21 protein-coding genes and 6 pseudogenes are annotated in these 26,679 nt (G+C 72.8%); 17 read left to right on the top strand and 10 right to left on the bottom strand.

All coding sequences use genetic code 11. The annotated features are described in order from the left end of the window. Window positions 1-904: 904 nt before the first annotated feature. From modA to UK82_RS27155, 3 genes are all read left to right on the top strand, one after another. Complete coding sequence (gene modA, locus UK82_RS27165) at window positions 905-1,678, top strand: molybdate ABC transporter substrate-binding protein (RefSeq protein ID WP_236706503.1); 774 nt, start codon at window positions 905-907, stop codon at window positions 1,676-1,678. Window positions 1,679-1,856: 178 nt separating this feature from the next. Further along, window positions 1,857-2,714, top strand: coding sequence for an ABC transporter permease (locus tag UK82_RS27160; protein ID WP_173667361.1), 858 nt, complete (start codon window positions 1,857-1,859; stop codon window positions 2,712-2,714). Then, complete coding sequence (locus UK82_RS27155; protein WP_055410141.1) at window positions 2,711-3,892, top strand: ABC transporter ATP-binding protein; 1,182 nt, start codon at window positions 2,711-2,713, stop codon at window positions 3,890-3,892. Before UK82_RS27160 ends, UK82_RS27155 begins: the two co-directional genes overlap by 4 nt. 91 nt (window positions 3,893-3,983) lie before the next feature. Here the strand turns inward: UK82_RS27155 and UK82_RS33820 are convergent, their stop codons facing one another. After that, window positions 3,984-4,340, bottom strand: a complete 357-nt coding sequence (locus UK82_RS33820; RefSeq protein WP_052681108.1) for an STAS domain-containing protein — start codon at window positions 4,338-4,340, stop codon at window positions 3,984-3,986. 638 nt (window positions 4,341-4,978) lie between these two features. Here UK82_RS33820 and UK82_RS27145 point away from each other — a divergent pair. The 4 genes and pseudogenes from UK82_RS27145 (at window position 4,979) to UK82_RS27135 (ending at window position 7,776) form a co-directional block, all read left to right on the top strand. Continuing rightward, window positions 4,979-5,698 (top strand): GAF and ANTAR domain-containing protein, encoded by a 720-nt coding sequence (locus UK82_RS27145; protein WP_044885512.1) that lies wholly within the window; start codon window positions 4,979-4,981, stop codon window positions 5,696-5,698. Beyond that, a pseudogene (locus tag UK82_RS40485) lies at window positions 5,695-5,964 on the top strand (transcriptional regulator); the annotation flags it as partial. The gene UK82_RS27145 and the pseudogene UK82_RS40485, both read left to right, overlap by 4 nt. 1 nt (window position 5,965) lies before the next feature. Beyond that, window positions 5,966-6,465, top strand: a 500-nt coding sequence (locus UK82_RS40480) for a GAF and ANTAR domain-containing protein (RefSeq protein WP_236706501.1), incomplete at its 5' end; no start/stop codon positions are given. Between the two features lie 183 nt (window positions 6,466-6,648). Beyond that, window positions 6,649-7,776: an acyl-CoA desaturase gene (locus UK82_RS27135; protein WP_044885574.1), complete on the top strand. Its 1,128-nt coding sequence runs from the start codon at window positions 6,649-6,651 to the stop codon at window positions 7,774-7,776. Between the two features lie 92 nt (window positions 7,777-7,868). Here the strand turns inward: UK82_RS27135 and UK82_RS27130 are convergent, their stop codons facing one another. Both UK82_RS27130 and UK82_RS40475 read right to left on the bottom strand, forming a co-directional pair. Continuing rightward, the gene (locus tag UK82_RS27130; RefSeq protein WP_052681106.1) at window positions 7,869-8,498 is read right to left on the bottom strand and encodes a TetR/AcrR family transcriptional regulator; all 630 of its coding nucleotides are present in this window, start codon (window positions 8,496-8,498) and stop codon (window positions 7,869-7,871) included. Then, window positions 8,499-8,648, bottom strand: a complete 150-nt coding sequence (locus UK82_RS40475) for an aldehyde dehydrogenase family protein (RefSeq protein WP_255649208.1) — start codon at window positions 8,646-8,648, stop codon at window positions 8,499-8,501. It abuts the gene before it with no gap. Window positions 8,649-8,877: 229 nt separating this feature from the next. Between UK82_RS40475 and UK82_RS27125 the strand changes: the two genes are divergently transcribed. After that, entirely contained in the window at window positions 8,878-9,717 is an 840-nt protein-coding gene (locus UK82_RS27125; RefSeq protein WP_044885510.1) for a mycofactocin-coupled SDR family oxidoreductase, read from the top strand. 9 nt (window positions 9,718-9,726) lie between these two features. On the opposite strand, the pseudogene UK82_RS27120 reads toward UK82_RS27125, so the two are convergent. The 6 genes and pseudogenes from UK82_RS27120 to UK82_RS27105 form a co-directional block, all read right to left on the bottom strand. Next, window positions 9,727-11,849: pseudogene (locus UK82_RS27120) on the bottom strand (CoA transferase); the annotation flags it as partial. Between the two features lies 1 nt (window position 11,850). After that, window positions 11,851-11,912: pseudogene (locus tag UK82_RS40470) on the bottom strand (hypothetical protein); the annotation flags it as partial. A 1-nt stretch (window position 11,913) separates the two neighbouring features. Further along, window positions 11,914-12,279 (bottom strand): CoA transferase (locus UK82_RS40465; RefSeq protein ID WP_236706500.1); only part of this gene is annotated, 366 nt, incomplete at its 3' end. Further along, window positions 12,276-13,580 carry an acyl-CoA dehydrogenase family protein gene (locus UK82_RS27115; RefSeq protein WP_055410176.1) on the bottom strand — a complete coding sequence of 435 codons (1,305 nt, stop codon included), beginning with the start codon at window positions 13,578-13,580 and terminating at the stop codon, window positions 12,276-12,278. The genes UK82_RS40465 and UK82_RS27115, both read right to left, overlap by 4 nt. A gap of 50 nt (window positions 13,581-13,630) precedes the next feature. Then, window positions 13,631-14,773, bottom strand: a complete 1,143-nt coding sequence (locus tag UK82_RS27110) for an acyl-CoA dehydrogenase family protein (protein WP_236706499.1) — start codon at window positions 14,771-14,773, stop codon at window positions 13,631-13,633. Window positions 14,774-14,887: 114 nt separating this feature from the next. Next, window positions 14,888-15,595: a TetR/AcrR family transcriptional regulator gene (locus tag UK82_RS27105; protein WP_055410135.1), complete on the bottom strand. Its 708-nt coding sequence runs from the start codon at window positions 15,593-15,595 to the stop codon at window positions 14,888-14,890. Between the two features lie 289 nt (window positions 15,596-15,884). On the opposite strand from UK82_RS27105, the pseudogene UK82_RS40460 reads away from it, so the two are divergent. The 3 genes and pseudogenes from UK82_RS40460 to UK82_RS40450 form a co-directional block, all read left to right on the top strand. Continuing rightward, a pseudogene (locus tag UK82_RS40460) lies at window positions 15,885-17,281 on the top strand (TIR domain-containing protein); the annotation flags it as partial. Window position 17,282: 1 nt separating this feature from the next. Beyond that, window positions 17,283-17,639, top strand: a pseudogene (locus UK82_RS40455) (hypothetical protein); the annotation flags it as partial. A 1-nt stretch (window position 17,640) separates the two neighbouring features. Next, a partial coding sequence (locus UK82_RS40450) for a tetratricopeptide repeat-containing protein (RefSeq protein WP_236706498.1) occupies window positions 17,641-19,139 on the top strand: 1,499 nt, incomplete at its 5' end. 37 nt (window positions 19,140-19,176) lie between these two features. On the opposite strand, the gene UK82_RS27095 is transcribed toward UK82_RS40450, so the two are convergent. Further along, complete coding sequence (locus UK82_RS27095; RefSeq protein ID WP_152990033.1) at window positions 19,177-19,671, bottom strand: hypothetical protein; 495 nt, start codon at window positions 19,669-19,671, stop codon at window positions 19,177-19,179. A gap of 334 nt (window positions 19,672-20,005) precedes the next feature. Between UK82_RS27095 and UK82_RS27090 the strand changes: the two genes are divergently transcribed. The 6 genes and pseudogenes from UK82_RS27090 to UK82_RS27055 all read left to right on the top strand — a co-directional run. Then, the gene (locus UK82_RS27090) at window positions 20,006-20,413 is read left to right on the top strand and encodes a hypothetical protein (protein ID WP_044885505.1); all 408 of its coding nucleotides are present in this window, start codon (window positions 20,006-20,008) and stop codon (window positions 20,411-20,413) included. 864 nt (window positions 20,414-21,277) lie between these two features. Beyond that, window positions 21,278-21,685, top strand: coding sequence for a hypothetical protein (locus UK82_RS27080; RefSeq protein ID WP_044885505.1), 408 nt, complete (start codon window positions 21,278-21,280; stop codon window positions 21,683-21,685). A gap of 1,357 nt (window positions 21,686-23,042) precedes the next feature. Further along, entirely contained in the window at window positions 23,043-24,269 is a 1,227-nt protein-coding gene (locus UK82_RS27070) for a DUF418 domain-containing protein (protein WP_044885503.1), read from the top strand. Between the two features lies 1 nt (window position 24,270). Next, the gene (locus UK82_RS27065) at window positions 24,271-25,344 is read left to right on the top strand and encodes a sensor histidine kinase (RefSeq protein ID WP_052681124.1); all 1,074 of its coding nucleotides are present in this window, start codon (window positions 24,271-24,273) and stop codon (window positions 25,342-25,344) included. A gap of 5 nt (window positions 25,345-25,349) precedes the next feature. Beyond that, window positions 25,350-25,985 (top strand): annotated as a pseudogene (locus UK82_RS27060) (LuxR C-terminal-related transcriptional regulator); the annotation flags it as partial. A gap of 347 nt (window positions 25,986-26,332) precedes the next feature. Beyond that, window positions 26,333-26,679 (top strand): sigma factor (locus tag UK82_RS27055; RefSeq protein WP_055410171.1); only part of this gene is annotated, 347 nt, incomplete at its 3' end.

Genomic DNA, 26,679 nt, shown 5'->3' with positions numbered 1-26,679 from the left:
TCGTTCTCGGTCCGCCAGCCGTGCCCGATCCGCTGGCCGCCCCCAAGGTGCCCCCCGTTCTCGGTCCGCCGGCCGTGCCCAAGGTGCCGGCTGCGCCCCCGGCGGCCGTGCCCGTCGCGCCGCGAGCTGCGGTCGGAGACGGCGCGGTCGTGGCCGGCGGGGTGGAGGGAGGCGGGGNGGAGGGAGGCGACGGCGTGCCCACCGCGGTCATATTTGGTGATCTTAGGTGAATCACGGCGTTCCGTGGCCACGGTGTCAGCTTTGCGTCATCATAGTTGCGCCGTTTCGGCGGTCGGCGCTCCGGCGCGCGTATCGCAGAGCGATCTGCTCGTGGGATCCGGCTTCGCAGCAAGATCGTCCTGAACGCAGGGAGACGCTGGGCGCGGTTCCGCGGTTCCGCGGAACCGCGTGATCACCGAAGCCGGGGCTGGACGCGAAGATCCCGCGGTGCCCGCGAAGAGGTGGTGTGCATGGGAACGACGCCATCTGGCTCTTGTGTAGGGACAAATCGGACACGGAACCCTATAGAAGAACCATGGAGGCGCTCTCCCACGCACCCGCCGCGGCCGCCCAGGCCGGCCCGTCGCCCGCCGTCCGTTGCGTGGTGTCCGTCTGCCCGTCCGCGCGTGCCGCGGACCTGGTCGGTCACGGGGTAACGGCCCGCCTGTGGGCCCCTGGGTGAGAGCTCCGCTCCATTAGTAATGAACGGGTTGCGACCCGCATCGGACAGCAGTATTTCATGAGCGTGACAAGTCAGGTGGTTCTACGCAGGTCAGCGCCGCTGTTCGCCGCGGCTACAACATTCGTCTTGGTCCTGACCGCATGTGGTTCGAGTGGAAGCTCCGGCGTAAGTGCGCCGGCCTCGACCCCCTCGGTATCAGCGAGCAGGACCCCAACCTCAGGTATGGCTGCGCCCCCGGGAATGGCCGCCTCCTCGGGCATAGCCGGCATGGGCGGCCACGGCATGAGCGGCATGGGCGGCATGGCGGCCGCCAGCACCGCGCCCGGATCCGTGCTCGTGCTCGCGCCGGGTACGCTCGCCACGGTGTTGCCGATGGTGGACAAGGAGTTCGTTCACGCGCATCCCGCCGCCTCGGTGTCGCCGAGTTTTGGCCACTCACCGGCCCAGGTCATCCAGGTGAAGCAGGGCTCGCCGGGCGACGTGCTGCTCACCGTGGGCGCCGAGTCGATGGCGGAGGCCAAGAAGGACGGCCTGCTCGCCGGTGACTCCACCGTGTTCGGGCGTAACCGGTTGGAGATCATTGTTCCGGCGGGGAACCGGAAGGGGGTCCACACCCTGGCCGACCTCGCCAAGCCCGGTCTGACCGTGGTGCTGCCGGACGAGTCGACGCCGGCCGGCGTGTACGCCGACCGCGCCCTGGCGAAGGCCGGGGTGACGGTGAAGCCGGCGTCGAAAGAACTTGGCAGTCCGGACGTCGCGCAGAAGGTGGCCACCGGGAACGCCGACGCGGGCATCGCGTTCGTCACCGACGTCAAGGCCGGTGGATCCAAGGTCACCGGCATCGACATCCCGGACGCCGATCAGGTGCCGGCGGAGTACCGCGCGGCCGTGCTGAAGAACGCCAAGCATGCGGCGGCCGCCGGAATGTTCGTCTCGTTCCTGTCGTCACCGACGGCGCAGCAGCAGTTTCGGCAGTTCGGATTCCTGGCCCCCTGAGCCCCCTTAGCCCCCTGAGACACCGCACCCGTATCCCCGCGTCGCCGGCCGGCACGCGATGACGCCGAACCCGATGACGCCGAACCCGATGACGCCGAACCCGATGACGCCGAACCCGATGACGCCGAACCCGATGACGCCGAACCCTCTGTAGCCGAAGGCGATGACGCCGAACCTGATGACGCCTGATGCGACGACGCCGGATCCGCGTCGCTTGCCGTGGCGCCGTCGAGAGCGCGGCGGCCACCGTGGCGGGCACGGCCTGCCGCTGTGGACGGTCCCGCCGGCGCTGCTCGGTGTGATGTTCCTCGTGCTGCCACTGGTCGGACTGCTGGTGAACGTGCCCTGGACCGCGGTCCCGGTCCAGTTGCGCGCCCCCGACGTGCGCAGCGCCCTGTACCTGTCCCTGATCTGCCCGATCGGGTCGACTCTGATCGCGATCGTGCTCGGTGTGCCGCTCGCCTGGCTGCTCGCCCGCGGCCGTTTCCCCGGCCGCGGCCTGGTGCGGGGCCTCGTGACCCTGCCGATGATCCTTCCGCCGGTGGTCGGCGGGGTGGCCCTGCTGTACGCGTTCGGCCGCGGCGGCCTGGTCGGCCGCTGGGGGTACCGCGAGTTCGGGATCTCGCTGCCCTACACCACGCTCGGGGTCATGGTGGCCTCGGCGTTCGTCTCGATGCCGTTCCTCGTCCTGGCGGTGGAGGCCGGCATCGTCCAGACCGGCGTCCGCTACGAGGAGGCGGCGGAGACGCTCGGCGCCGGGCGGCTCATGGTGCTGCGCCGCATCACCCTGCCCATGCTGGCCCCCTCGCTCGGCGCGGGGGCCACGCTGTGCTGGGCCCGGGCACTCGGCGAGCTCGGCGCTACGCTCACCTTCGCCGGGAACCTGTCGGGCACGACGCAGACGACGCCGCTGGCCGTGTTCATCGCCCTGCAGACCAGGCCGCAGGACGCGGTGGTGCTCAGCCTGGTGCTGTTCGTGCTGTCACTCGGCGCCCTGCTGGCGTTGCGGGACCGTCGGATGGTCGGCAACCCGTGACCGCCGAGCCAGCCGCCGAGCCAGCCGCCGGACCAGCCGCCGGACCAGCCGCCGGACCAGCCGTGGGGCCAGCCGCCGGGCTGCAGGCCCGGCTGGGCGTCAGCCGAGGGGCGTTCACCCTCGACGCCCAGCTCGCCGCCGCACCGGGCACGGTGCTCGCCATCGTCGGCCCGAACGGGGCGGGCAAGTCCACGGCCCTGCGCTGCCTGGCCGGGCTGACCCGCCTGCGCGCCGGCCGGATCGTCCTGCACGGCAGCGTCCTCGACGACCCGGCCACGGGCGCCTTCCTCCCGCCGGCGAAACGGTCCGTGGGCGTGATGTTCCAGGATTATCGGCTCTTCCCGCGGCTGTCGGTCCTGGACAACGTCGCCTTCGGCCTGCGGGCGCGGGGAGTGCGCCGGCGGGCGGCCGGGGTCGCCGCCGCGGGCTGGCTGGACCGGGTGGGCCTGCGCGAACACGCCGGCGCCCGGCCGGAGACCCTGTCGGGCGGCCAGGCGCAGCGGGTGGCGCTGGCTCGTGCGCTCGCTGTCCGGCCGGAGCTGCTGCTGCTCGACGAGCCCTTCGCGGCGCTGGACGCCGAGTCACGCCTGGACCTGCGCGACGATCTCGCCGACCACCTGAGTTCCTACGCCGGCAGCACCGTGCTGGTCACCCACGACCCGAACGATGCCCTCGCCCTGGCCGACCGGCTCGTCGTCCTCGACGGCGGCCGGGTCGTCGACGAGGGCGCGACCGCGGACGTGGTCGCCCGTCCGCGGTCGCGTTTCGTGGCGAAGCTCGTGGGCGCGAACCTGCTGACCGGGCAGGTCGGCGGCGGCGTCGCCCGCTTCGGCGCGCTGCTCGCGCCGGCCCCGGGGTGCGCCGACGGGCCGGTCCTCGCCACGATCGCCCCGTCGGCGGTGCACCTGAGCATCACCGGCGCGGCGGGCGTCGGCGGCCCGGCGCAGGTCACCGGCGGCCCGACAGGGCTCACCGGCCAGGCCGAGCGCGCCGATCACGTCCGGCGCGTCGTCGCGCACCCCGGATTCGTCCGCGTCCACCTGGCCGGCGAGCCGGAGCTGATGGCGGATCTGCCGACCGGCCGCCTGCCGGGCCTGGCACCGGGCACCGCGGTGCGGGTGACCATCCCGCCAGACGCGTTCATCATCTACTCCGACGACGCCCGCTGCCCGACCTGACTCGATGCGTCCGGGTCCGGATCCGCGTGAGCCGCGGTTGCGGTGCCAGTCGCGGTTGCGGTGCCAGTTGTGGTTGCGGTGCCAGTCGCGGTTACGGTGCCAGTCGCGGTCGGGGCCGTAGACGCGGGGATTCGGTAGGAGGGGCTTCGCGGCGACGGACGTCGAAGGGTCCCGCGAGGTCGGTGAGAACGAACAGTCGGTAGGCCAGGGGGCGGGCCCCGATCACGACCAGGCGCTGCCCCGACATGATTGCGCGCTTGCGGGCGGAGACCAGGGCTCCCAGCCCCAGGGCGTCGAGGAAATCGACCTCGGCGAGGTCGACCACGACGGTGGGTGCCTCGGTGCGAACGGCCGCGAGCAGCGCCGAGCGAAACGCCCCGACGCTGGCCAGGTCGACCTCTCCACTCACCTCGACGCTGGTTTCGGCGGATCCGCGATGGACCGTCACCGCCAGCCTCTCGGCAACCCAGGTATGCCGCCGGGATCCGATTGGAGGGGGCTCGGCGTCGGCCTCGACTGATTCCCTCTTCACCGGGTGTTCCTCGGTAACGAGGAATCGCCGGATGTCATCCGCGGCCGGCTGGAGCCGCGAAAGCCGGCGCGACGGGGCCGCAGTGCCGATCGAAACCGACGCGGCTGGAGGGGATGGGTCTACGCCAGATGCAGTGCACAGGGATCCGAAAAAGGATTCCGCTGACCACCGTCGTCTCAGGGGAATCCGCTGAGACCCTCATGCCCGTGGACTCCCTTGCACGCTGAAGATCAACGCGTCACCGGGAGTCTGGAGCGACGTCGGCTCTCTGAAGCCACCGCGATTGTGGCATGTCGGACGTCTCACCGCAAGGCCGACCATCGGCCCCGGGGAGCCGAGGTAGTGGATCCACGATCCGACCGTCCGGTTCACCGCCGCGGCGGTGAACCGGACGGTTACCGGTGCGTCCGTCGCCCGTGGATCCCCGTACGCTGTAAATGTCCAGCGGGTGGTTGGCGGACCTTCGCCGGTGCATGGATGTGGGCAGTGCGGCCCGACGTTGGGGAGGGGCTATCGCCTCGAGTGAGCGTGTCCGGTCCGGTCTCGGTGCGGCGGTGGCGGCCGAGAGCGGCCTGGCGGCGGCCGATGGTCTGTGTCGGGCGTGCGTGCGGCTTCTCGGGGTCGACGGGGCAGCGGTCTCGGTGGTGCGTGACGGCGTCTCAACGGGGACGTTCGGTTCCAGTGGCGCGCTGAGTCGGCGACTGGACGAGCTCCAGTTCACCTTCGGGGAAGGCCCGTGTCTCGACGCGGTGCGCGACGGCCGCCCGGCGCTGGTCCCGGACCTCACGCTGACGACCGAGACCCCGTGGCCGGTGTTCGCCGGCGCGGTGATGGCCGTCGGAGTACGAGCGGTGTTCGCCCTGCCCGTGGTGCTCGCCGGAGCGCCCATCGGCGCCCTGGACCTGTTTCGCCACACTCCCGGCCCGCTCGGCGGAGAGAACCTGGCGGGTGGTCTGTTCGCCGCAAGGCTGGCCACGTTGCCGCTGCTGGATCTGGCGGGCGGGGATCTCGAGGGGGAGGCTGCCGGTGACAGCGGCGAGGGGACACGCGAGTTTGCCTCCCTCGAGCGGGTCGAGGTCTACCAGGCCACTGGGATGATCATGGCTCAGTGTGACGTCGATCCGGCCGAGGCGCTGGTACGACTGCGAGCCTACGCGTTCGCGCACGACCTGACCGCGAGCGAGGCGGCCTGGCGGGTGGTGCAGCGTCAGGTGGCTCTCGACGATGACAGTGCCTGGGCCTTCCCGGACGACGACCCGGGGATGATCTCGTGAGCGCCGAGCGGGAGCGTCAGGTCACCCGGGCCTTCGTGTCGCTGGCGAACAGTCTGGTGGACCGCTTCGACGTGGTGGACCTCCTGGACGGGCTGACCGCGGACTGTGCGCGGCTGCTCGACGTCGAGTCCGCGGGCCTGCTCCTGGCCGATCAGCACGGCACCCTGCACATGGTGGCGGCGTCCTCCGAACGCACCCGCAACCTGGAACTGCTCCAGCTCCAGCGTGACCAGGGCCCGTGCCTGGACTGCTACCGCGGGGGCGCGNCCGTCAGCGTCGCCGACCTGCGCACGGCCACGGCGCGCTGGCCGCGGTTCGTCGCCGCCGCCACGCAGGCCGGCTTCGTCTCGGTCCATGCCCTGCCGATGCGGTTGCGGGACACGGTCCTGGGCGCCCTCGGGCTGTTCGGCACGCAGGTCGGGACGCTCAACGAGGACGATCTGAGCCTCGGCCAGGCACTCGCGCACGTGGCGAGTGTGGCGATCGTGCAGGACAAGGCGGCCACGGATCAGATGGTGATCAACGAGCAGTTGAAGGGTGCGCTGAGCAGCAGGGTCGTCCTGGAACAGGCCAAGGGCTTTCTGGCGCAGCGCGGGGACCTCGAGATGGACGAGGCGTTCGGTCGGCTGCGGACCTATGCCCGCGACCACAATCTGCGACTCACCGATGTCGCTCGCGCGGTCGTCGCCCGGGAGATTCCCGCGCAGCGCCTGCTCGATCACGCCGCCACCAGGGCATCTCGACCGCGGCGCAGCAAGCCGAGTTGAGAACCCGAGGGCTGGGGTAGTCTGATCGTTGTCACTTCAGCGTGGCAGTGTTCTCGTCCTGGTCTGGTCCGTACGCCTGTTCCGGGTTCCCTCTCGCTGATGCATTCTCGGCTGAGAGGGATGACCATGGGCGTGGACGCCGTGGCCGGATTCAGTGCAGCAGAACTCACCCCGACGCCGGTGATGGGACCGGCTGCGGCGGTCCGTGGCAGCGAGTACGCCGAACTGCGGCGCCGGGTCACGGGCGCGGCGTTGCTGGATCGTCGGGCCGGCTGGTATTCCGGGCGGATCGCGGTGAACCTGAGCCTGCTGGCCGGCGGCTGGTGGGCGTTCGTCGTGCTGGGAGACTCGTGGTGGCAGGTGGCCACGGCGGCGTTTCTCGCGGTGATGTTCACCCAGGTGGCGTTCATCGGGCACGACGCGGGCCACCGCCAGATCTGCAGCGGCCGCCGTGGCAACGATCTCGTGGGCCTGCTATCGGGAAATGTGCTGGTGGGGCTGAGTTACGGCTGGTGGGTGGCCAAGCACAACCGTCACCATCGCCATCCCAACCAGGTGGGCCGCGACCCGGACATCGCTCCCGGCGCGTTCGTGTTCACCGCCGCCGAGGCCGGGCGGCGCCGCGGGTGGGCGCGCTGGCTGACGAGCCACCAGGCGTACCTGTTCTTCCCGATCCTCCTGCTGGAGGGGCTGAACCTGCACGTTGCCAGCGTGCGGGAGCTGGCCGGGCGGCGGGACCGGACCGGGCGGCGGGACCGGACCGGGCGGCGGGACCGGACCGCGGCCGCCGAAGTGGTCTTGCTGGTGGTTCACCTCGCCGGCTACCTGACCGCCGTCGCCCTGGTTCTCCCGCCGGTCAAGGCGGTGGTCTTCGTGCTGGTCCATCAGGCGCTGTTCGGCCTGTACATGGGATGCGCGTTCGCTCCGAACCACAAGGGAATGACGATTCTCCCCGGCGACGAGCCCGACTTCCTGCGCCGGCAGGTGGTGACCGCGCGCAACATCCGGGGCGGTCGGGCCACCGACGTCGTGTTCGGGGGGTTGAACTACCAGATCGAACACCACCTGTTCCCGAGCATGCCGCGACCGAGCCTGCGCCGGGCCCAGCCGCTGATCCGCGCGTTCTGCCAGGCGCACGGCGTCGGCTACCGGGAGACCGGCGCGCTGGCCTCCTACGGCGAGGCGCTGCGGCATCTGCACCGTCTCGGCGCGCCGCTGCGTCACCCGACCCCGGAAAAGCGGATGATCACCGCCCTGGATCTGGCTGCCGCCCAGGGTGGTCTCCGCCGCGCACAGCAAGCGCGTGAATAGCCGCGGCCGCCGGTCCGCTCGGTCCTCTGCTCGGCACCGTTCTGCCAGGTCGCCGTTCTGTCGATTCGCCGTTCTGTCGTGTCGCCGTTCTGTCAGGTCGCCGATCTGTGCGGCGGCCGGGGCGCGATGGAGGCGACGACGAACATCCGCAGGGTCGCCTCGACGGCGTCGCTGTCCTCGGGTGGATCGGTCATGAGCATGTTCTGGACGCGCAGCAGCCAGCGGGCCATCGCGGGGGCGCCGACATCGTCGCGTAGCTCGCCGTTCTCCTGAGCGGTGGCGATGTAGCCGGTGAGCGTGGGCAGGGTCCGCTGCTGGATCACGCCCGAGGCGTAGGCGGCACCGACCGTCTGGGCGGCGTTGTCGCGGTCGAACAGCAGGGACAGGAACGGCGACTGCGCGACCGCCCGCCGGGCGGCGAGGAACGCGTCGACCAACCTGTCCTCGAACCGGCCGTCACCGCTCATGATCCGGTCGGAGGCGGCCATGAGCCCGCGGGCCTCGAGGAGCACCACCCCGGCGAGCACCTCGTCGCGGCTTCTGAAGTAGGCGTACACGGTGGTTCGGTGGATCAGCGCCTCGCGGGCGATGTCCTCCACGGTCGTCCGGGCGACCCCGTGCCGCAGGTAGCAGCGCATCGCCGCGAGCAGGATGCGTTCGCGGGCCTCGTCCTCGGTGGTCGGGGCGTGGTCGCCCCACCGCGCCGGCCGGGTTCGGGCCATCTAGACGGGGAAGCTCACTGTCTTGATCTCCATGAGGTCCTCCAGGCCCTCGCGTCCGACCTCACGGCCGAGTCCGCTCTGCTTGTGGCCGCCGAACGGCGAGTCGACATCGAACCACGGGCTCGGCACCCGGTGCGACGCGCCGCTCACGCCGATCACCTGCCTCCGTCCGGGCGGCACCAGTCCACTCGGGATCTACACACGACAGTTCTCGAAGTTTGTCGTCTTTGTGGCTGGAAAACAAGTGTGATCTGTCGCGAGAGAAGGACTTTCTTGGACTTCAATCAACAGATCTTGTCGTCTGTTGACCAAGCCAGCGCGGGTGGGTAGCGTCCCGAGCTGACCGCGAGGCCGGGCACCGCCGAGGAGGAGGCCGCTGATGAGTCGTCTTGAGGGCAAGGTCGCGCTGGTCACAGGTGCGGCCCGCGGGCAGGGAAGGTCACATGCGGTGCGGCTGGCCGAGGAGGGTGCGGACCTGATCCTCGTGGACGTGCTCAAGGACCTGCCGACGCTCGAGTACGGGCTCGGGACCGACGCCGACCTCGCCGAGACGGTGGCGGCGGTCGAGGCCCTGGACCGCCGCGTCGTGTGGGGCCAGGCCGACGTCCGCGACGCCGACGCGCTCCAGGCGCTCGTGGACCGCGGGGTCGGCGAACTCGGCAGGTTGGACATCGTCTCCGCCAACGCCGGCATCTCCCCTCGGCTCGCGAAGCTCTGGGAGATCACGCCGGCCGAGTGGGACGAGCAGATCTCCGTCAACCTGACCGGCGTGTTCACCACGATCCGCGCGGTCGTGCCCCCGATGATCGCCGGTGGCCGTGGGGGAGCGATCGTGCTCACCAGCTCGGGGGCGGGCCTCGCCGGGATCCCGCATCTCGGCGCCTACAACGCGAGCAAGCACGGTGTCGTCGGCCTCGCGCTGACGCTGGCCAACGAGCTGGCCCGCCATGACATCCGGGTCAACGCCCTGTGTCCCGGGACCGTCGGCACCCCGATGGTCACCCAGAACCGCGCCCAGTACGGCGTCTTCCGGCCCGACCTCGACAACCCGAACCTGGCGGACACCATGGTGGCGCTGAAGAAGGTCTCCCCGCTGGGCCGGCCCTGGATCGAGCCGATCGACGTGACCAACGCCCTGCTCTGGCTGGTCAGCGACGAGGGACGCTACGTCACCGGCATCACGCTGCCGATCGATCAGGGCACCCGCAACCGGTCGTAGACGCCGGGATCAGCGGGAAGCGCCGGCGATCCGGCCGTTGTCGGACAGCAGCGCGGCTACCTCGGCGGCGGTGAGGCCGAGTTCCGCCCGGAGGATTTGTTCGGTGTGTTCACCGAGCAGGGGAGCGGGGTTGTCGGGCGGGTCGGGTAGCCGTTCGGACCGGACGGGTGCGTTCTCCAGGTAGAAGCTCTGCCTGATGTGTGGGTGTCCGGACAGCCGGAACAGGCCGCGCTCGGTGTAATAGGGGAACGCGGGCAGCTCGGAGACCCGCAGCATCGCTGCGGCGGGTACGCCGGCCGCCTGCAGCAGGGTCATGGCCTCGACGGCGCCGTGCTGGGCGAGCCAGCCGGTGAGGGCGGCGTCGATCCGATCGCGGGCCGCGGCGCGTCCGTTCGCGCTGGTGAGGGCAGGTTCGGTGGCGAGGGCAGGTTCGGTGGCGAGGTCGGGGCGGTCGAGGACGCGGCACAGCGCCTGCCAGTCGTCGTCCCCGCGGACGGTGACGACGCACCAGTCGTCGTCACCGGCGGTGGGAAACACGCCCCAGGGCGCGTCGGGTCCGGTGGGCCCGTCGACCGCGGCGCCGGCGCGGACGAGGGCCTTGTCGGCGGCTGTCGCGGCCGCGTGGCCGAGCATGACCTCGGTCTGGCTGACGCTGACGGTGCCGCCGGTGCCGGTGCGGCTGCGGCGGATCAGCAGCGCGAGGACGCCGGCGATGCCGATGCGGGCGGCGACGTGGTCCGGGTAGACGGTCAGCGCGTCGGAGAACCCGTCCGCTTCGCCGGGGTAGCGCCACTGCGCGGTCAGGCCCGCGCAGGCGCGGACCAGCGGTCCGTAGCCGAGCCGACGGCTCCAGGGGCCGGTGGCACCGAACGCGGAGCTGTCCACGACGATGACGGCCGGGTTGGTGTTCCGGAGAACGTCGTAGCCGAGTCCGAGGGATTCCAGGGTGCCGGGACGGTAGTTGGTGAGCACGACGTCGGTGTCGGCGACCAGCCGTAGGAACAGGTCCTTGCCCTGTGGAGAACGCAGGTCGAGGCCGAGGCTGCGCTTGTTGCGGTGGCCGGCGGCGAAGGTCACCGTGATGGCGTTGCCGTCGCGGGCCTGGCGGCTGCCGTCGGGGAAGGCGTCGTTCTCGACCTTGATGACGTCGGCGCCCTGGTCGGCGAGCAGGCGTCCCTGTTCGGCGCCGACGACGATGACACCGAGGTCGAGGACGCGCAGCCCGGCGAGCGGCCGGCCGCCCGGATCGGCGGCGGCGTCCCCCGAACCCGGGGTCGGGCCCGATGTCGGGCCCGGGGTCGGGCCCGATGCCGGGGCCTGTGCCTGTGCCTGGGGCGGGGCCTGGTCCTGGGTCGGTGCCTGGGTCGGTGCCTGGGCCGGGGCCGGTCGGGTGGCCCAGCTCGGCGGCGCTGCGGAGTCCGGGGGGAGGGCGGGCGCCGGGCCTCGGATTCCGGCGCGGTGTCCGTCCAGTTCGAGCACGCCGTTCGGGAAGGGGGCCGCTATCCCCGGGGCGAGTTCGACGGGGGTGAAGGCGCCTCGGGCGCGGATCTGCTCGGATTCCAGTGCTTCGTCGAGGTCGAGGACGGCGGCGGTGGGGACGCCGTGACGCTGCCCGGCCTGTTCGAGTTCCGCTCGTGTCCTGTCGGCGAAGAACCGTGCGATCGCGGGCAGGAGGGTGGTGGAGGCGAAGCGGGTGGTCAGCTTGTCGTAGGAGGGGTCGGCGAACTGCGCCGGGCTTCCCATCCACGCGAACATGGCGCGCCACTGCCGCGGGGCGAGGATGCACAGGCGGACGAAGCCGTCGGCGCAGGGGATGATCGGGTACTGGTGGCGGGCCTCGGGTCGGCCCCGGGGAAGTTTGCTGGCGGGTACTCCCGCGGTGGCGCTGCCGGCGATGCCGTAGCCGGGGTCGAGTGCGGCGACCGCGCCGTCGAGGACGGCGAAGTCGAGGTGGTCGCCCAGACCGGTGCGCAGGCGTTCGAGGTAGGCGAGGAGCACCACGAACACCGCCTGCGCCGCGGCGCAGTCGTAGGGCAGGTCGCCGGGAGGCAGCAGCGGCGCGCGGCCGGGGATACCCGAGCGGGACAGCTCCCCGGACAACGCGTGGAACACCGGGCCGGTGGCCTGCCAGCNGGCGTGGGGACCGGTCCGGCCGAACGGCGTGGCGGACAGGACGACCAGGGACGGATGCTCCCNCCGGATCTCCTCGACGTCGAGCGTCGCCGCCTCCGGCGCGGTGGGCGGGGTGCTCTCCAGCAGGATGTCGGCGCCGGCCAGCAGGGCGGTGAACCTGGTGCGGTCGGCGGGCCGGGTGAGGTCGAGCGTCACGGCGCGTTTGCCGAGGTTCGCGGCGGCGAAGCCCAGCGAGACCCCGGCGACCCGGCGGCCGGTGCGGCGGTCGGCGGCACCGCCGGGAGGCTCGACGCGCAGGACGTCGGCGCCCCATTCGGCGAGGTGACGGCCGATCGCGGCCAGCGGTCCGGTGGTCAGGTCGACGACCCGCACGCCGGTCAGGGGCAGATCGAGCGGTTCGCCGGTCGCGGCGGGCTCGGCGGTGGTCAACTGAACCGCCTGGTGGCCTGGGCCTTGCGGACCTCGCGGAACGGGACGTTCTTGTCGACCTCGGGTTCCCGGGGCAGGCCCAGGACCCGTTCGCCGATGATGTTCCGCTGGATCTGGTCGGTGCCGCCGCCGATGGAGGTGACGAACGCGGCGAACGACGAGCGGTTGACCTCCGCGGCGACTGGGTCGGTGTCGCCGTCGAGGACCGACGAGGCGCCGAGCAGGTTCGTGGTCACGTCCACGCCGGTGTGCACGATGCGGGACATGGCGAGTTTGCCGATGGACGCCAGCGGTGACGACGCGCCGCGCCCGGCGTCCGCCCGCGCCCGCAGGCCGTTCCAGGCGTTGACCTTCTCCAGCGTGTACAGCCGGGCGATCTCCTGGCGGGTGACGGGGTCGTCGGCCTTGCCGACCTTCTTCGCCAGCTCGACGTAGTCGGCGCCGCCGATCTGCCGGGTCCACGGCGACTGCCGGTCCGCCAGGGTCGTCTCGCCCCCGCCGGCCCGCCGGCGCTGGCGGGAGCTGCCGCCGGCGGCGGCTCCCATGATCAGCCGCTCGAAGCCGAGCGCGGTCTGCAGCACCCGCCAACCGTCGTTGACGTCGCCGAGGCGGTGGGTGTCCGCCACGACGGCGTCGGTGAGGAACACCTCGTTGAACTCCGACCCGCCCGTGACCTGGTGGATCGGCCGGATGTCGACTCCCGGCTGGTCCAGCGGCAGCCAGAAGAACGTCAGACCGCGGTGCTTGGGCACGTCCCAGTCGGTGCGCGCGACGAGGAAGCCGTGGGTGGCCTCGCGTGCTCCCGACGTCCACACCTTCTGACCGTTGACCACCCAGGTGTCGCCGTCGCGGTCGGCCCGGGTCTGCAGCGCCGCGAGGTCGGAGCCGGCGCCGGGCTCGCTGTAGAGCAGGCAGCCCTGCTGCTCACCGAGGGCCAGCGGTCGCACGAACGACCTCTTCTGTTCGTCGGTGCCGTGCGCCAGGATCGTGTTGGCGAACAACTGCGTCACATCCAGTGCGGCCGGTTTCGCGCCCACCCGGGTGAACTCCTCGGCGACGACCCGGCGCAGGTCGCGGTGCAGGCCGCGCCCGAACCACTCGACCGGCCAGGTCGGGGCCGCCCACCCCGAGTCGACGAGCCGCTCCCGCCACCGCGGGCCCCCGCCGCCGGGCTGCCAGTTCTCGGCCAGCCACGCCGCCACCTGCGCGCGCACCCGCTCCACCGACGCCTCCTCAGACGCCTCCTCAGACGCCTCCTTCGACGCCTCCGGCGGCGTGCCCGGCCCTGTCGTCGCGGTCATCGGGTTCTCCTCCTCGTTCGCGTCACCCGCGGTGTCGATCACCATTTCGATCACAGACCGATTCGGGTGGCCAGCAGGTCACGGTTCGCGCGGGGACTGCCCCAGAGCTGCACGCCGGAGCGGGCGCGCCGGTAGTACAGGTGGGCCGGGTGCTCGTAGGTGAACGAGATGCCCCCGTGCACCTGCATGTTCGTCCGGGCCGTCGAGAAGAACGCCTCCGAGCAGAACGCCTTGGCCAACGGCGCGACCGTGGCGACCTCCGGGCTGTCCTGCGCGAGGGCCCACGCCCCGTAGTAGGCGGCCGACCGGGCGGACTCGACGTCGACGAAGGCATCGGCGCACAGGTGCTTGACCGCCTGGAAGCTGCCGATCGCCCGGCCGAACTGCACCCGCTCCTTGGCGTAGCCGACGGCCATCGCGAGCGCGAAATCGGCGCCGCCGGCCTGCTCCGCGGCCACCGCGATCCGGGCGGCGTCGAGGAAGCGGTCGAACACGGCCGCATCCGCCGGGGCCGAAAGCGGGGTCGCGGCCACGCCGTCCAGTCGCACCCGGGCCAGCCGCCGGGTGAGGTCGAAGACCTCCAGCGCGCTGCGCGACACCCCGTCCGCGGCACCGTCGACGGCGAACAGGCCGACACCCGCCGGGGTGCGCGCCGCCACCACCAGAAGATCGGCGTCCAAGCCGTCGGGCACGAAGGACTTCGTCCCGGTCAGCCGCCACCCGCCCCCGTCCCCGTCGCCGCTGACCGCGGCGCAGTGCACCCCGGCCGCGTCCCAGCCGCCGCCGTCCTCGGCGAGGGCGACCGTGGCCACCACCCGTCCCTCGGCGACCGCCTCGAGGTAGCCCGCGGTCACCGCCCGGTCGCCGCCGACCAGCGCGATCGTGGCCAGCGCCGTCGACAGGAACGGCACCGGCACCAGCCGGCGTCCGAGCTCCTCCAGCACGATCGCCAGCTCGACCGGGCCGGCCCCCGCGCCGCCGTGCTCCTCGGGCACCACCAGCCCCTGAAGCCCCAGCTCGCGGGCCATCCGCTCCCAGCCGGGACGCTCCAGCGCCGACGGTGCCGCCATCAGCCGACGCACCTGCGCCTCGGGGAAGGTCTCCTCGACGAACGCCCGCACCGTCGACCGCAGGGCTTCGTGATCGTCGGTGAACTCGAACGTGCCCACGGCGGCCTCCAGACGACCCGTCACACCCCAAGTACTGACCAATGGTCAGAATCTTCGGGGCGGACGTTACTGACCAATGGTCAGGATGTCCAGGGAACGGCCGTGCCGGCTCGGCTCCGCCCGGCCCGGCCCGGCCCGTCAGTCCGACGCCGGCAACCAGGCCCGCAGCCCCGCGATGATCACGGTGAGGCCGTTGTCGAAGTCGGCGTCGGTCGCGAACGTGTAGGACCAGCCGTGCGCCGTGACGTCCCGCAGGCTCGGGAACGGGTCGAGGTCACCGGGCAGGTTCACGGTCGACCCCGCCAGCGCCTCGCCCCGGTCCGAACCCAGGAACCGCGCGAACTGGTGCTCGCTCACCAGGCAGCCACGCGTGTAGGTCGAGAGCAGGTGGTAGGCGTACCCCGCCTGCTCGGGCGTGAAGCCCGCCCGCAACAGCACCCCGAGCTGCGCGTCGATCCGCCCGTAACTGGAATCGAGCGCCTGCTGGGAACGACCCATGATCGCCCACTGACCCACCACCAGCTCGAACAGCGCCGGATCGGACCGCAGCACCGCCCGGAAGCCCTCCCAGTAGCCGCGCAGGTGCGTCTCCCAGTCGTCGGAGTCGATCACCGGCAGGGCCTCGTTGAAGCGCCGCACCGCTCGCCCCAGCAGCGCGTCGACAAGATTGTGCCGTCGTGGGAAGTGGTAGTGCACCGCGGGATGCTGCACCCCGAGGGCCGCGGCCACCTTGCGGATGGTGACCTCGGCCAGGCCCGCCTCGGCAGCCAGCCGCTCCGCCGCCACCAGGATCACCTCGGCGTCGAGAGACCCCCGCGGCAACCGACCGTTCACCTGCGCCGGCACGACACCGCCTCGGCGCCACCACGACCGGCGGCGACCGACCTCCCGACGACCGACCTCCCGACGACTGGCCTCCCGACGCCCGGCCTCCCGACGCCCGGCCTCCCGACGGCCGATCCCGCGATCATGCCCGACCGCGGCCGATCAGCCGACCCGAAGCACACCTCCCGCATCGCCCAAGGCTAACCGCGCGACGCGAATCCCCTCGAGGTGGAAGCAGCACGACCGCAGCGCCGAGCTGTCGCTACCACAGCGGATCGAGTGGTTTGGGTGACTGTGTCATGCTGTTCGGGTGACGGGCGGGGGCGATGGTCGCGCTCTCGACATCTTCGTGTCCTGCGCCGCGGACGGGCTCGGCTGGGCTGAGTGGATCACGACAACGTTGGAGGACGCCGGGCATCACGTCGCATTCGGCGCCTGGGACGCGGTGCCCGGGACCCATCGGGCCTCCTGGCTGGACGGGGTGACGCGGCAGGCACGCCACACCATCGCGGTGGTCTCGGACGGCTACCTGGATTCGCCGACGGCGCCGACGGAGTGGGGCGCGGCCTGGTCCCCGCGGATCATGGACGGTAAACGCCGGCTGCTGGTCGCGCGGGTGACGGACCGGCCGATCCCCGGCCTGCTCGGCCAGCTCGTCCCGATCGACCTGGTCGGCCGCAGCCCGCTGGCCGCGCGGACGATGCTGCTCGCGGCGGTGCGCGGCGAGGCAGAGCGAGTCGGGGCCGGGCATCCCGGGGCCGGGCATCCCGAGGCTGGGCGTCCCGAGGCTGGGCGTCCCGAGGCTGGGCGTCCCGAGGCTGGGGACGCTGGGGAGGGGCGGCCCGAGGCCGGGCGAGTGGGGACCGCCCGGCGGGCGGAGACGGTGTCCGGTGGCCCTGGGGCGGTGTTTCCGGGGGAGCTGCCGGCGGTGTGGAACGTGCCGCGGCCCTCGGCACGGTTCGTCGGCCGGACGGCGACGCTCGGCCAGCTCGACGACGCGATGTCCGCCGGCCGGCTGGTCGCGGTGACGGGCCTGGCGGGCATCGGGAAGACCAGCCTGGCCATCGAGTACGTCCGTCAGCAGCGGATGGACCTCGACGCGGTGTGGTGGGTGCCGGCGGGACGTCCGGAACTGGTCGGGGAGCGGGTGCGGGCACTCGCACCGGCGCTGGGTCTGCCGGCGCACGCGGAGCCCGCCGCGGTGCTCGCCCGCCTGGATGCCGCCGACGGCCGGTGGCTGCTCGTCCTCGACGACGCGGCCGGCCTCGGTGAACTGCCCGGCTGGCTGCGGCCGTCGACCAGTGCCGGCAGGATCCTGGTGACCTCCCGCTCGGACGACTGGGATGGCGCCGGCATGGTGGTGCCCGTCGGCCCGTTCACGCGGGCGGAATCGGTGGCGTTGCTCAGCGAGCGGCTGCCGGCGGTCGACCGGACGGTCGCGGAGCGGATCGCCCACCAGCTCGGGAATCATCCGCTGGCCCTCGACCAGGCGGCGCACCGCATCGGCCACGCCCGAGTCCCCGCCGAGACCTACCTGACGGCGCTGATCGACCGGCCCGCCGTCGTGCTCGGCCAGGGGGAGGTGCCCGGACGGCCCGGAATCACCGCCGCGAACCTGTGGACCGAGCCGATCCGCCGGCTCGACGCGGACGCGCCGGCCGCAGGCGAGCTCCTGCACCTCGCCGCGCACGGCGACGCCTCCGCCCCNCTGCCGCTGCGGCTGCTCACGGCCGCGCCGGAGGCGATCGGCGACGCGGAGCTACGCGCGGTGGCCGGCGATCCGCTGGAGCTGGCCGACACGGTCGCCACCCTGGAACGCGCCGGCCTCGCCCACCGCGACGGCGCCGCCCTGGCCCTGCACCCCCTGGTCCGCACCGCCGTCCGCACCGCCACCAGCCCCGAGGATGCCGACCGGCACGTCGACACCCTCGGCCGGATGCTCCACGCCGCCCTGCCCGAGCAGATCGCCGCCACCCCGGACGCCTGGCCGCCCTGGCGCGACCTCCTCCCGCACACCCTGGCCACCCTCGAGGCCACCGACCCCGCCACCGACACCCCGCACACCNCCTGGCTGGCCGAACACGCCGCCGCCTACCTCACCGAACAGGGCCACCCCGAGCAGGCCGAACCGCTGGCCGCCCGCGCGGTCGCCGCCCACGAACGCCTCGACGGCCCCGACCACCCCGACACCCTCACCGCCCGCGAAACCCACATCCGCGCCGCCCTCAACGCCGACCACCTCGCCGTGGCCGGCCCGCTGGCCGAACGCAACGCCACCGACCGCGAGCGCCTCCTCGGCCCCGACCATCCCGACACCCTCACCAGCCGCGAAACCCTCGCCCGCGCCTACCAACAGGCCGGCCACCTCGACCATGCCACCGACCTGTTCGCGCAGAACCTCGCCGACCGCCACCGCGTCCTCGGCGAAGACCATCCCGCCACCCTGGAAAGCCGCCACCGCCTCGGCGCCGCCCTCGACGACGCCGGCCGCGGCGACGAGGCAACCCGCCTCCTGCGACCCACCCTCACCGACCGCGAACGCATCCTCGGCCCCGACCACCCCGACACCCTCAACACCCGCCACCAACTCGCCATCACCTACCGCCGAATCGGCGCCACCAGCGACGCCATCGCCCACGCCGAACCCACCTTCACCGACCGCGAACGCATCCTCGGCGCGGACCACCCCCAGACTCTCGACAGCCGCCACCAACTCGGCGTCACCTACCGTCAAGCCGGCCGCCTCGCCGACGCCGCCCGGGAACTTGACCAAGCGCTTACCAGCCGTGAACATGTCCTCGGTCCTAACCACCCTCGTACCCTCGACAGCGCCCACGCTCTCGCACGCACGCACCTCAAGGCCGGACGGCCTGAATCCGCTGTGCCCCTGTTCGACCAGGCCCTGACCGGCCGCGAACGCATTCTCGGCCCCGATCATCCCAAGACCACCCTGAGCCGAGAACGACTTGCCGCCGCCCATATCGCGGCGGGCCGGCCAGGTGAGGCCGTGCCTCACCTCGAACGCCTCCTCGACCGTCACGAACGCCTCCTCGGCCGGGCGCACCCACGGGCCGTAGAGGTCCGCGACGATCTCGCGGCCCACTACCGCGACGCTGGCCAACCCGAAGCGGCCCGCCACCACCTTGAACGCCAGCTCGTCGCCCGAGCCCGGACCGACGGCGTCGCCGACGACCGCACCCTGCGTACCGCCACCAGCCTTGCCGAGGTGTGCCGCGACACCGGCCGGCTACCCCAGGTCGTGGACCTCAACGAACGCGTCCACGCCGTCCGGACCCACACCCTCGGCCAGGACCATCCCGACACCCGCGCCAGCCGGACCACCCTCGCCGACACCTACCGCCAGGCCGGCCGGCACGCAGATGCCGCACCCCTCTACCGCGACATCCTCACCGAGTCGATGCGCGACCACGGCCCCTACCACCCGGACACCATTCGCGCCCGTCGCGCTCTCACCGACACCACCCAACACCAGGGCGCCGACAAACCGCCCTCACCCGAACGGCCACCGACCTCCGAAACCGGATATTCCCGCCTCGGCCCGTAACCGAGTTGGCCTGTCTTCCGCCAATCGCGGTGGTCCGTCAACGTGTGTCCGGGGACCCGCCGCCATCTTCATGCGGGGAGGCGTCCGCGTCGTCGGACGGCCGGCCGAACCTCTCCAGCTTGTCGAACAGACGCGACCTCGCGCCATCGGCAGGCCCCGACTGCTCGGCGGCACGCTCCCGCTCCTCCCGTGCACGCGCGTCCGCCGCCGCGTTCGCCTTGTCCCGAAACTCCCGCATCATCTGGTCAAGCTCTTGCTGGTCCGACTCGAACTCGTGCTCGTCGGCGAGACGATTCGCAAGCTCGTTGTCGTCGCGGGACTGCCAGGTGCGGGTGAACGAGCCGTCCCAGTCGACCGGGCGCAGCGGCGGGCGGGCCGCGGACGACGCATCCGGCGGTTCCGCGGAACCGCCCCGCGGTGGCTCGGCCGGCTCGGGGCCGGCGCCACCATGGTCGGCCGGTGGGGACGGGACAGCGTCCCGATCGGCGTCGGGGGCCTGGTCGGGGCCGGGGTCGGTCGGGGAACTGGACACGGTCATCCTCCCTGTGGCTGGCACCGCCGGTAATGATCCCACTGCGGCCGGTCCGTCGGGCGGCCGAGGGTCAGACTGCCGAGGGGCGGTCGGCGTCGGCCTGGACTGGCGGGAGGGCCCGGGGTTGCGGGCGGGCAGTGCTGCGGGCGGGCAGTGCTGCGGGCGGGGAGTGCTGCGGGCGGGGCGAGTGCTTCGGGGTGCGGGAGGAGTGCTGCGGGCGGGGAAGTGCTGTGGGTCGGGGGAGTGTAGGGCCGGGATCGGCACGTGGCTGCGGCGCGGCTGCTGGCTGGGTCCTCGTCGTGGCCGGCGACCTGCGGGACCCCGCGATGGTTCGATGGGACGCGTGACATCTTCACAATTCACCCCGCCCGGCCCGTTGCTGATGAGCGGGGCCTTTCTGGTCAGCGGGGTGACGCACCTGGTGCGTCCCGCCGTGTTCGAGCCGCTGATCCCGCGGGCGCTGCCCGGTCCCCGGGCGGTCGTCTACGTCAGCGGCGTCGCCGAACTGGTCTGCGCGGCCGGGTTGCTGACGAAGGCCCGGTGGGCGGGACCGGCCAGCGCCGCCCTGCTCGTCGGGGTGTGGCCAGGGAACCTGCACTCGGCGCTCGACGCGACGGCCAAGGCCCGCCGCAGCGGCGGCCGGCCCCGCGACGTCGCTCGGGCCGCCGCCATGTGGGCTCGCCTGCCGCTGCAGATCCCGATGATCCGCGCAGTTCTGTCCAGCTCCCGCCGCGCCGCCTAACGAACCGTCGCAACCCTCCGATCCCGACCCCGACCCCACCACAGCCCCGGCCCCGGCCCCGATCACAGCCCCGGCCCGGAGGATCGATCACGTCGAGTCCGGCTCCGGGAGACCCGGCCTTGACGATCGTGGCGGTCCCTACAGGCTGGGCTGCGGGACGTCGCGGTGCTGGGTGATCCACGAGCCCGCCGGGCCGTTGAGCATGCGGGCCCGGTGAAGGCGACGGTGGAACAGCGCGACGAGCTCGGNGTCGTGGCGACCATCGTCGGCGAGGACGAAGTCCTCCAGCTCGCGCTCGCCGTCCGCCCACGACCGTGGGCGTCGTCCCACCAGGGCGGCGGTGTCGTCGAGGTCCGCGGCGACGACCGCCGCCCCGATCTCGTCGATCCGCTGCAGGTGTCGGGCGAGCCGCACGGACATGCGGTTGTGGTACCGCTGCGCGCCGGCGCCGAGGTCCTGCCCCTCGAGGGAGCGGGTCAGNCGGCGTCGGGGGCCTGGTCGGGGCCGGGGTCGGTCGGGGAACTGGACACGGTCATCCTCCCTGTGGCTGGCACCGCCGGTAATGATCCCACTGCGGCCGGTCCGTCGGGCGGCCGAGGGTCAGACTGCCGAGGGGCGGTCGGCGTCGGCCTGGACTGGCGGGAGGGCCCGGGGTTGCGGGCGGGCAGTGCTGCGGGCGGGCAGTGCTGCGGGCGGGGAGTGCTGCGGGCGGGGCGAGTGCTTCGGGGTGCGGGAGGAGTGCTGCGGGCGGGGAAGTGCTGTGGGTCGGGGGAGTGTAGGGCCGGGATCGGCACGTGGCTGCGGCGCGGCTGCTGGCTGGGTCCTCGTCGTGGCCGGCGACCTGCGGGACCCCGCGATGGTTCGATGGGACGCGTGACATCTTCACAATTCACCCCGCCCGGCCCGTTGCTGATGAGCGGGGCCTTTCTGGTCAGCGGGGTGACGCACCTGGTGCGTCCCGCCGTGTTCGAGCCGCTGATCCCGCGGGCGCTGCCCGGTCCCCGGGCGGTCGTCTACGTCAGCGGCGTCGCCGAACTGGTCTGCGCGGCCGGGTTGCTGACGAAGGCCCGGTGGGCGGGACCGGCCAGCGCCGCCCTGCTCGTCGGGGTGTGGCCAGGGAACCTGCACTCGGCGCTCGACGCGACGGCCAAGGCCCGCCGCAGCGGCGGCCGGCCCCGCGACGTCGCTCGGGCCGCCGCCATGTGGGCTCGCCTGCCGCTGCAGATCCCGATGATCCGCGCAGTTCTGTCCAGCTCCCGCCGCGCCGCCTAACGAACCGTCGCAACCCTCCGATCCCGACCCCGACCCCACCACAGCCCCGGCCCCGGCCCCGATCACAGCCCCGGCCCGGAGGATCGATCACGTCGAGTCCGGCTCCGGGAGACCCGGCCTTGACGATCGTGGCGGTCCCTACAGGCTGGGCTGCGGGACGTCGCGGTGCTGGGTGATCCACGAGCCCGCCGGGCCGTTGAGCATGCGGGCCCGGTGAAGGCGACGGTGGAACAGCGCGACGAGCTCGGNGTCGTGGCGACCATCGTCGGCGAGGACGAAGTCCTCCAGCTCGNGCTCGCCGTCCGCCCACGACCGTGGGCGTCGTCCCACCAGGGCGGCGGTGTCGTCGAGGTCCGCGGCGACGACCGCCGCCCCGATCTCGTCGATCCGCTGCAGGTGTCGGGCGAGCCGCACGGACATGCGGTTGTGGTACCGCTGCGCGCCGGCGCCGAGGTCCTGCCCCTCGAGGGAGCGGGTCAGNTGCNGGTGNGCCGGCCCGTACGCCGACCCGACCGGCTCGGGTTCCGCGACCTCCNCCAGCTCGACCCCGACGNCGGTGGCGATTCCNTCGAGCGCCATCAGGTTGGTCTCGATGCACCAGTGCAGGTTGAGCATGTAGTCCGTGCCGGGCACCGGATCGGCGAGCACGGAGTGGAACTCGAGCTGGTTCGACAGGGCCCACAGAATGTAGTGGTAATGNACGGCCTGGAGGTCCACCGCGGTGCCGCTGCGTTCCTCATAGCGGCGCATGAGAGGGGCGAGGTCGCCCAGGGCGACGAACGGGCTGCGGACCCACATTCCCCCGAGATCCTGCAGGGGGTCGCCGACGTGCCCGAACTCCAGATCGAGCAGCGCGGTGATGCGNCCGCCGGANTGCAGNAGCTGCCCGGCGTCCCAGACGATGGCCGACTCGCGGCCGCGCGAGTCGGGACGNTGCCGCGACAGCCACCCCAGCACGAACTCCTGGAAGGGGTCGGGACGCTTCTTCAACTTCCGGTAGGCGGACTCCTCGAAGTGCCGCAGACCCACCGCGCCGGGATCCTCGCCGGCACCGGTTCGACATCGACCCACCAGGCCGGGCGCCACCGCGCCTGCCGCTCGACGCGCACGACCTTCCCGCCCACCTCACGTTCCAACCAGCCGGTTATCCACTCGCCGTGCCCGTCGCCGGATGCAGACAACCCGACCTCCCCGCTTCATCGCGAAAGGTCATCATGAGCGTCCTGGCACCGGATGTCACGCCGGATGCGCGCATCACGGATGGACCTGTCCGAGTGCGCAGGGGGTTCAGGCCCCCCGCCGAAGAGGGTGTCCAGGCCCCTCGTGGCGGTGGCCGGGCGCCATGAGTCTGAGGGTCATGACGCAGACGCCTCCCGCGACGGCCGCCCCGCCCGGACCCCGGCACTCCCCGCAGCGCGCGCTGGCCCCCGACCTGGCCCGCGGCGCGATGCTGCTGTTCATCGCGCTCGCCAACGCCGGGAACTGCGCCTTCGCCGGCCAGCCCGGCATCGACAGCACGCCGCACGGCGCGGAGCGGGTCGTGGACTTCCTGATGATCACGCTGGTGAACAGCCGGGCGTACCCGGTGTTCGCGGTCATGTTCGGCTACAGCCTCGTCCAACTGGCCCGCCGCCGGGCAACCGACCCCGACGGCGGGCGCGGTGTCCTGCTGCGCCGCAACGCCTGCCTCATCGGATTCGGCTTCGTGCACGCGACGCTGCTCTACTTCGGCGACTTCCTCGGTGCCTACGGCATCGTCGGCATCGTCGCGACACTCGTCCTGCTCCCGCGAGGCGACCGCTTCCACCGGCTCGTGCTCTGGCTCTGGGGGCTCCAGACGCTGGAGGCGGCGGCCGTCGCGGTGGCGGTCGTCCTGCGGTGGCGACGGGGACCTGCGACGCTGACCAACGCGGCCGACCCGTCGCTGGCGGCGTCGTCCTACGGGCGCTCGGTCCTCGACCGGCTCGCCGAGTGGCCCGTCCACACCGCGACCGTGATTCCCTTCATCGTCATCGTCTGGCTGGGCATCTGGGCGGCGCGGCGGCGCATCCTCGAAGACCCGGCCGCGCACCGGCCGCTCCTGCGTCGGGTCGCCTGCGCCGGCCTGGGTGTCGCCATCGTCGGCGCGCTGCCGTACGCCTTCGTTTCGGCCGGTATCGCGCATGTCGACGCGGGTACAGTGCACCGCATGTCGTGGCTCCACGCGGTCACGGGCGAGTATGCCGGCCCCGGTTACGTGGCCCTGTTCGGCCTCGCGGCGGCACGACTGGCCCGGCCGCGGCACCCACGCTCGGATCGGGCCGTGCGCTGCGTGGACGCCGTGGCGGCCCTGGGACGGCAGTCGCTGACGTCCTACCTGGCCCAGTCGGTGGTGTGGCTGGCACTGTTCTCCCGGTGGGCGCTCGACCTCGGCGGTTCCACCTACGTCGCCACCCTCGCCGGCCTGCTCGTCTGGACCGGGTCGGTGGGGTGGGCCTGGGCGATGGATCGGCGCGGCCGCCGGGGGCCGGCCGAGACGGTGCTGCGCCGCATCGCCTATGGCGTCCGCGCGCGCCCCGCCCGTCCCGCGCACCGGGCGGTGTGAGGTGAGCGGGACGGCAAGGCGGTCGACGGCCGACCCGCGGGTCCCGACCGCCCCGGCGGTGGCCGCGGTGTCCGTGGTCGCCGTTGTCGCCGTGGTCGCCGCGGTGGTGTGCGCGGCGGTCGCGATCGCGTGGGCGGTGGCCGGCGGCGGCTACTTCTGGCCTCGATGGGTCTGGTTCGGGGTCGCCACCACCGCTGCCGCCGCGTTCCTCCTGGGTTGGACACGGCGCCACCCGCCGGGCCGGCGGCGCCGACTCGCGGCCGGGCGAGCAGTGTTGGCGCTCATCGTGCCGGTCGACGTGACGGTGTGGGCGCTGTCCGGGGGTGGGTACTTCTGGCCGCTGTGGAGCATCACCGCGTGGTCGATCCTCTTCGGCGGGTATGTCTGGGTGGTCAGCCGCCTGCCGGACAGGCGGGAGCAGGAGCTCACCACCAGGGTCGCCGTCCTGGCGCACACCAGGCGCGCGGTGCTGGACGGGCAGGCCGCCGAACTCGCAAGGGTCGAACGGGATCTGCATGACGGTGCCCAGGCACGCATGGTCTCCCTCGCGCTCAGCCTCGGCATGGCGGAGGACCTGGTCCGCGCGGACCCCGAGGCGACCGCGCGGCTGCTGCGAGAGGCGCGGTCCACCGCGGTCAGCGCCCTGGACGACCTGCGTACCGTCATGCACAGCATCCACCCCGCGGTGCTCGCCGACCGCGGCCTTGCCGGCGCGCTTCGGGCCCTCGCCCTGGACCTCGCGCTGCCGGTGACCGTCGACGGCGACGCCCCGGCGCAGTTGCCCGCGGCGGTGCAGTCGGCCGCCTACTTCGCCACCGCCGAGTGTCTCGCCAACGCCGTCAAGCACAGCCAGGCCACGGCCGGCGGGATCAGCCTGCGGCATGACGGGGCCGTTCTGCGGATCGTCGTCACCGACGACGGGATCGGCGGCGCCGACCCCGCGGCGGGGCTGGGGCTACGCGGCGTCAGGCGTCGGCTCGAGACGTTCGACGGCCGTCTCGACCTCGACAGCCCGCCGGGCGGGCCCACCGTCATCACGATCACCGTGCCCCACGGTCCGGGCCGCCTGCAGTGAGCCGGCTGCGCATCGTGCTCGCCGAGGATCTGACCCTGCTGCGCGACGGGCTCATCCGGCTGTTCCAGGCGCACGACTTCGAGGTCGTCGCGGCGGTCGACAACGGTCCGCAGCTCGTCCGGGATCTCGTCGCGCTGCGCCCGGACGTCGCGGTGGTCGACGTCCGCCTGCCACCCGGTCACACCGACGAGGGCCTGCGGGCGGCGCTCGCCGCCCGCCAGCAGCTTCCCGGCCTGCCGGTGCTCGTGCTGTCCCAGTACGTCGAGCAGCTCTACGCCCGGGAGCTGCTGGCCGACGGGCTCGGCGGCATCGGCTACCTGCTCAAGGACCGGGTCTCGGATGTCGGGCAGTTCATCGCGGCGGTGCGGCGCGTCGCCGCCGGCGGCACGGCGCTCGACCCGAGCGTCGTGGCGAAGCTGCTCGACAGCCGCCGCCGGCCGCTGGACCGGCTCAGCCCGCGGGAGCGCGAGGTGCTCGCCCACATGGCCCAGGGCCGCTCGAACGCGGCGATCGCGGCCAGCCTGGTGATCACCGAGAAGGCGGTCGGCAAGCACACGGCCAGCATCTTCACCAAGCTCGGACTGCAGCCGTCCGAGGACGACAACCGGCGGGTGCTCGCCGTCCTCGCCTACCTGGAGGGGNAGCGCCTGCCCGCGCCGGGATGCACGGGCCGAGGTTCGGGCTCGTGCGCGCCGCCGAACCGCCCATCCGCAGTGGTCGTGCCGGGGTGTAACCCTGCCGTCTATCTGTACGGGTGAGGCGGTGGCGACCGGTGGCGGGTGGTCGGGCGTGGATCCGACGACGCACCCTGGCGGGAGAGGAGGCGGTCGGCGGCACCGGCGGCGGCGCGTCGGGCGACGGCTGTGACGGCTGTGACGGCGGTGACCTGGGTGGCGAGGGTGGCCGAGCCGGAGCCGGCGTCGGAACCGGCCGGGGCGGCGGCGCTGGCGTCGGCGTGTTGTCGCGTCCTGACCCGCCGCGGTTGCGGGTGGTGTCCGATGACGTCTATCCGGGCTGGGAGGAGATCTATCGCGACAACGTGGAGCGGGTGTACAGGATCATGTTTGCGAAGGTGGGGAACCGTCCGGACGCCGAGGACCTGACGGCCGAGGTGTTCATGGCGGCGCTGCGTCCCCTGCGGGTGTCGGCTAGCGTCGGTGAGGTACGGGCGTACCTGGTCGCGACCGCCCGCACGGTGCTTGCCGCGCACTGGCGGCGCACCCTGGGAGTCGCCGTCACCACGCTCGACGAGGATTCCGCCCAGACGATGTTCACCACCGTCGGCGCCCCGGTCGGCCCGGCGCTGGACAACCCCGCTCGCGCGGAGGCGATCCT

The sequence above is a fragment of the Frankia sp. ACN1ag genome, from assembly GCF_001414035.1.
GTDB classification, from domain to species: Bacteria; Actinomycetota; Actinomycetes; order Frankiales; family Frankiaceae; genus Frankia; species Frankia torreyi.
This window is presented reverse-complemented; position numbering and strand designations above follow the sequence as displayed.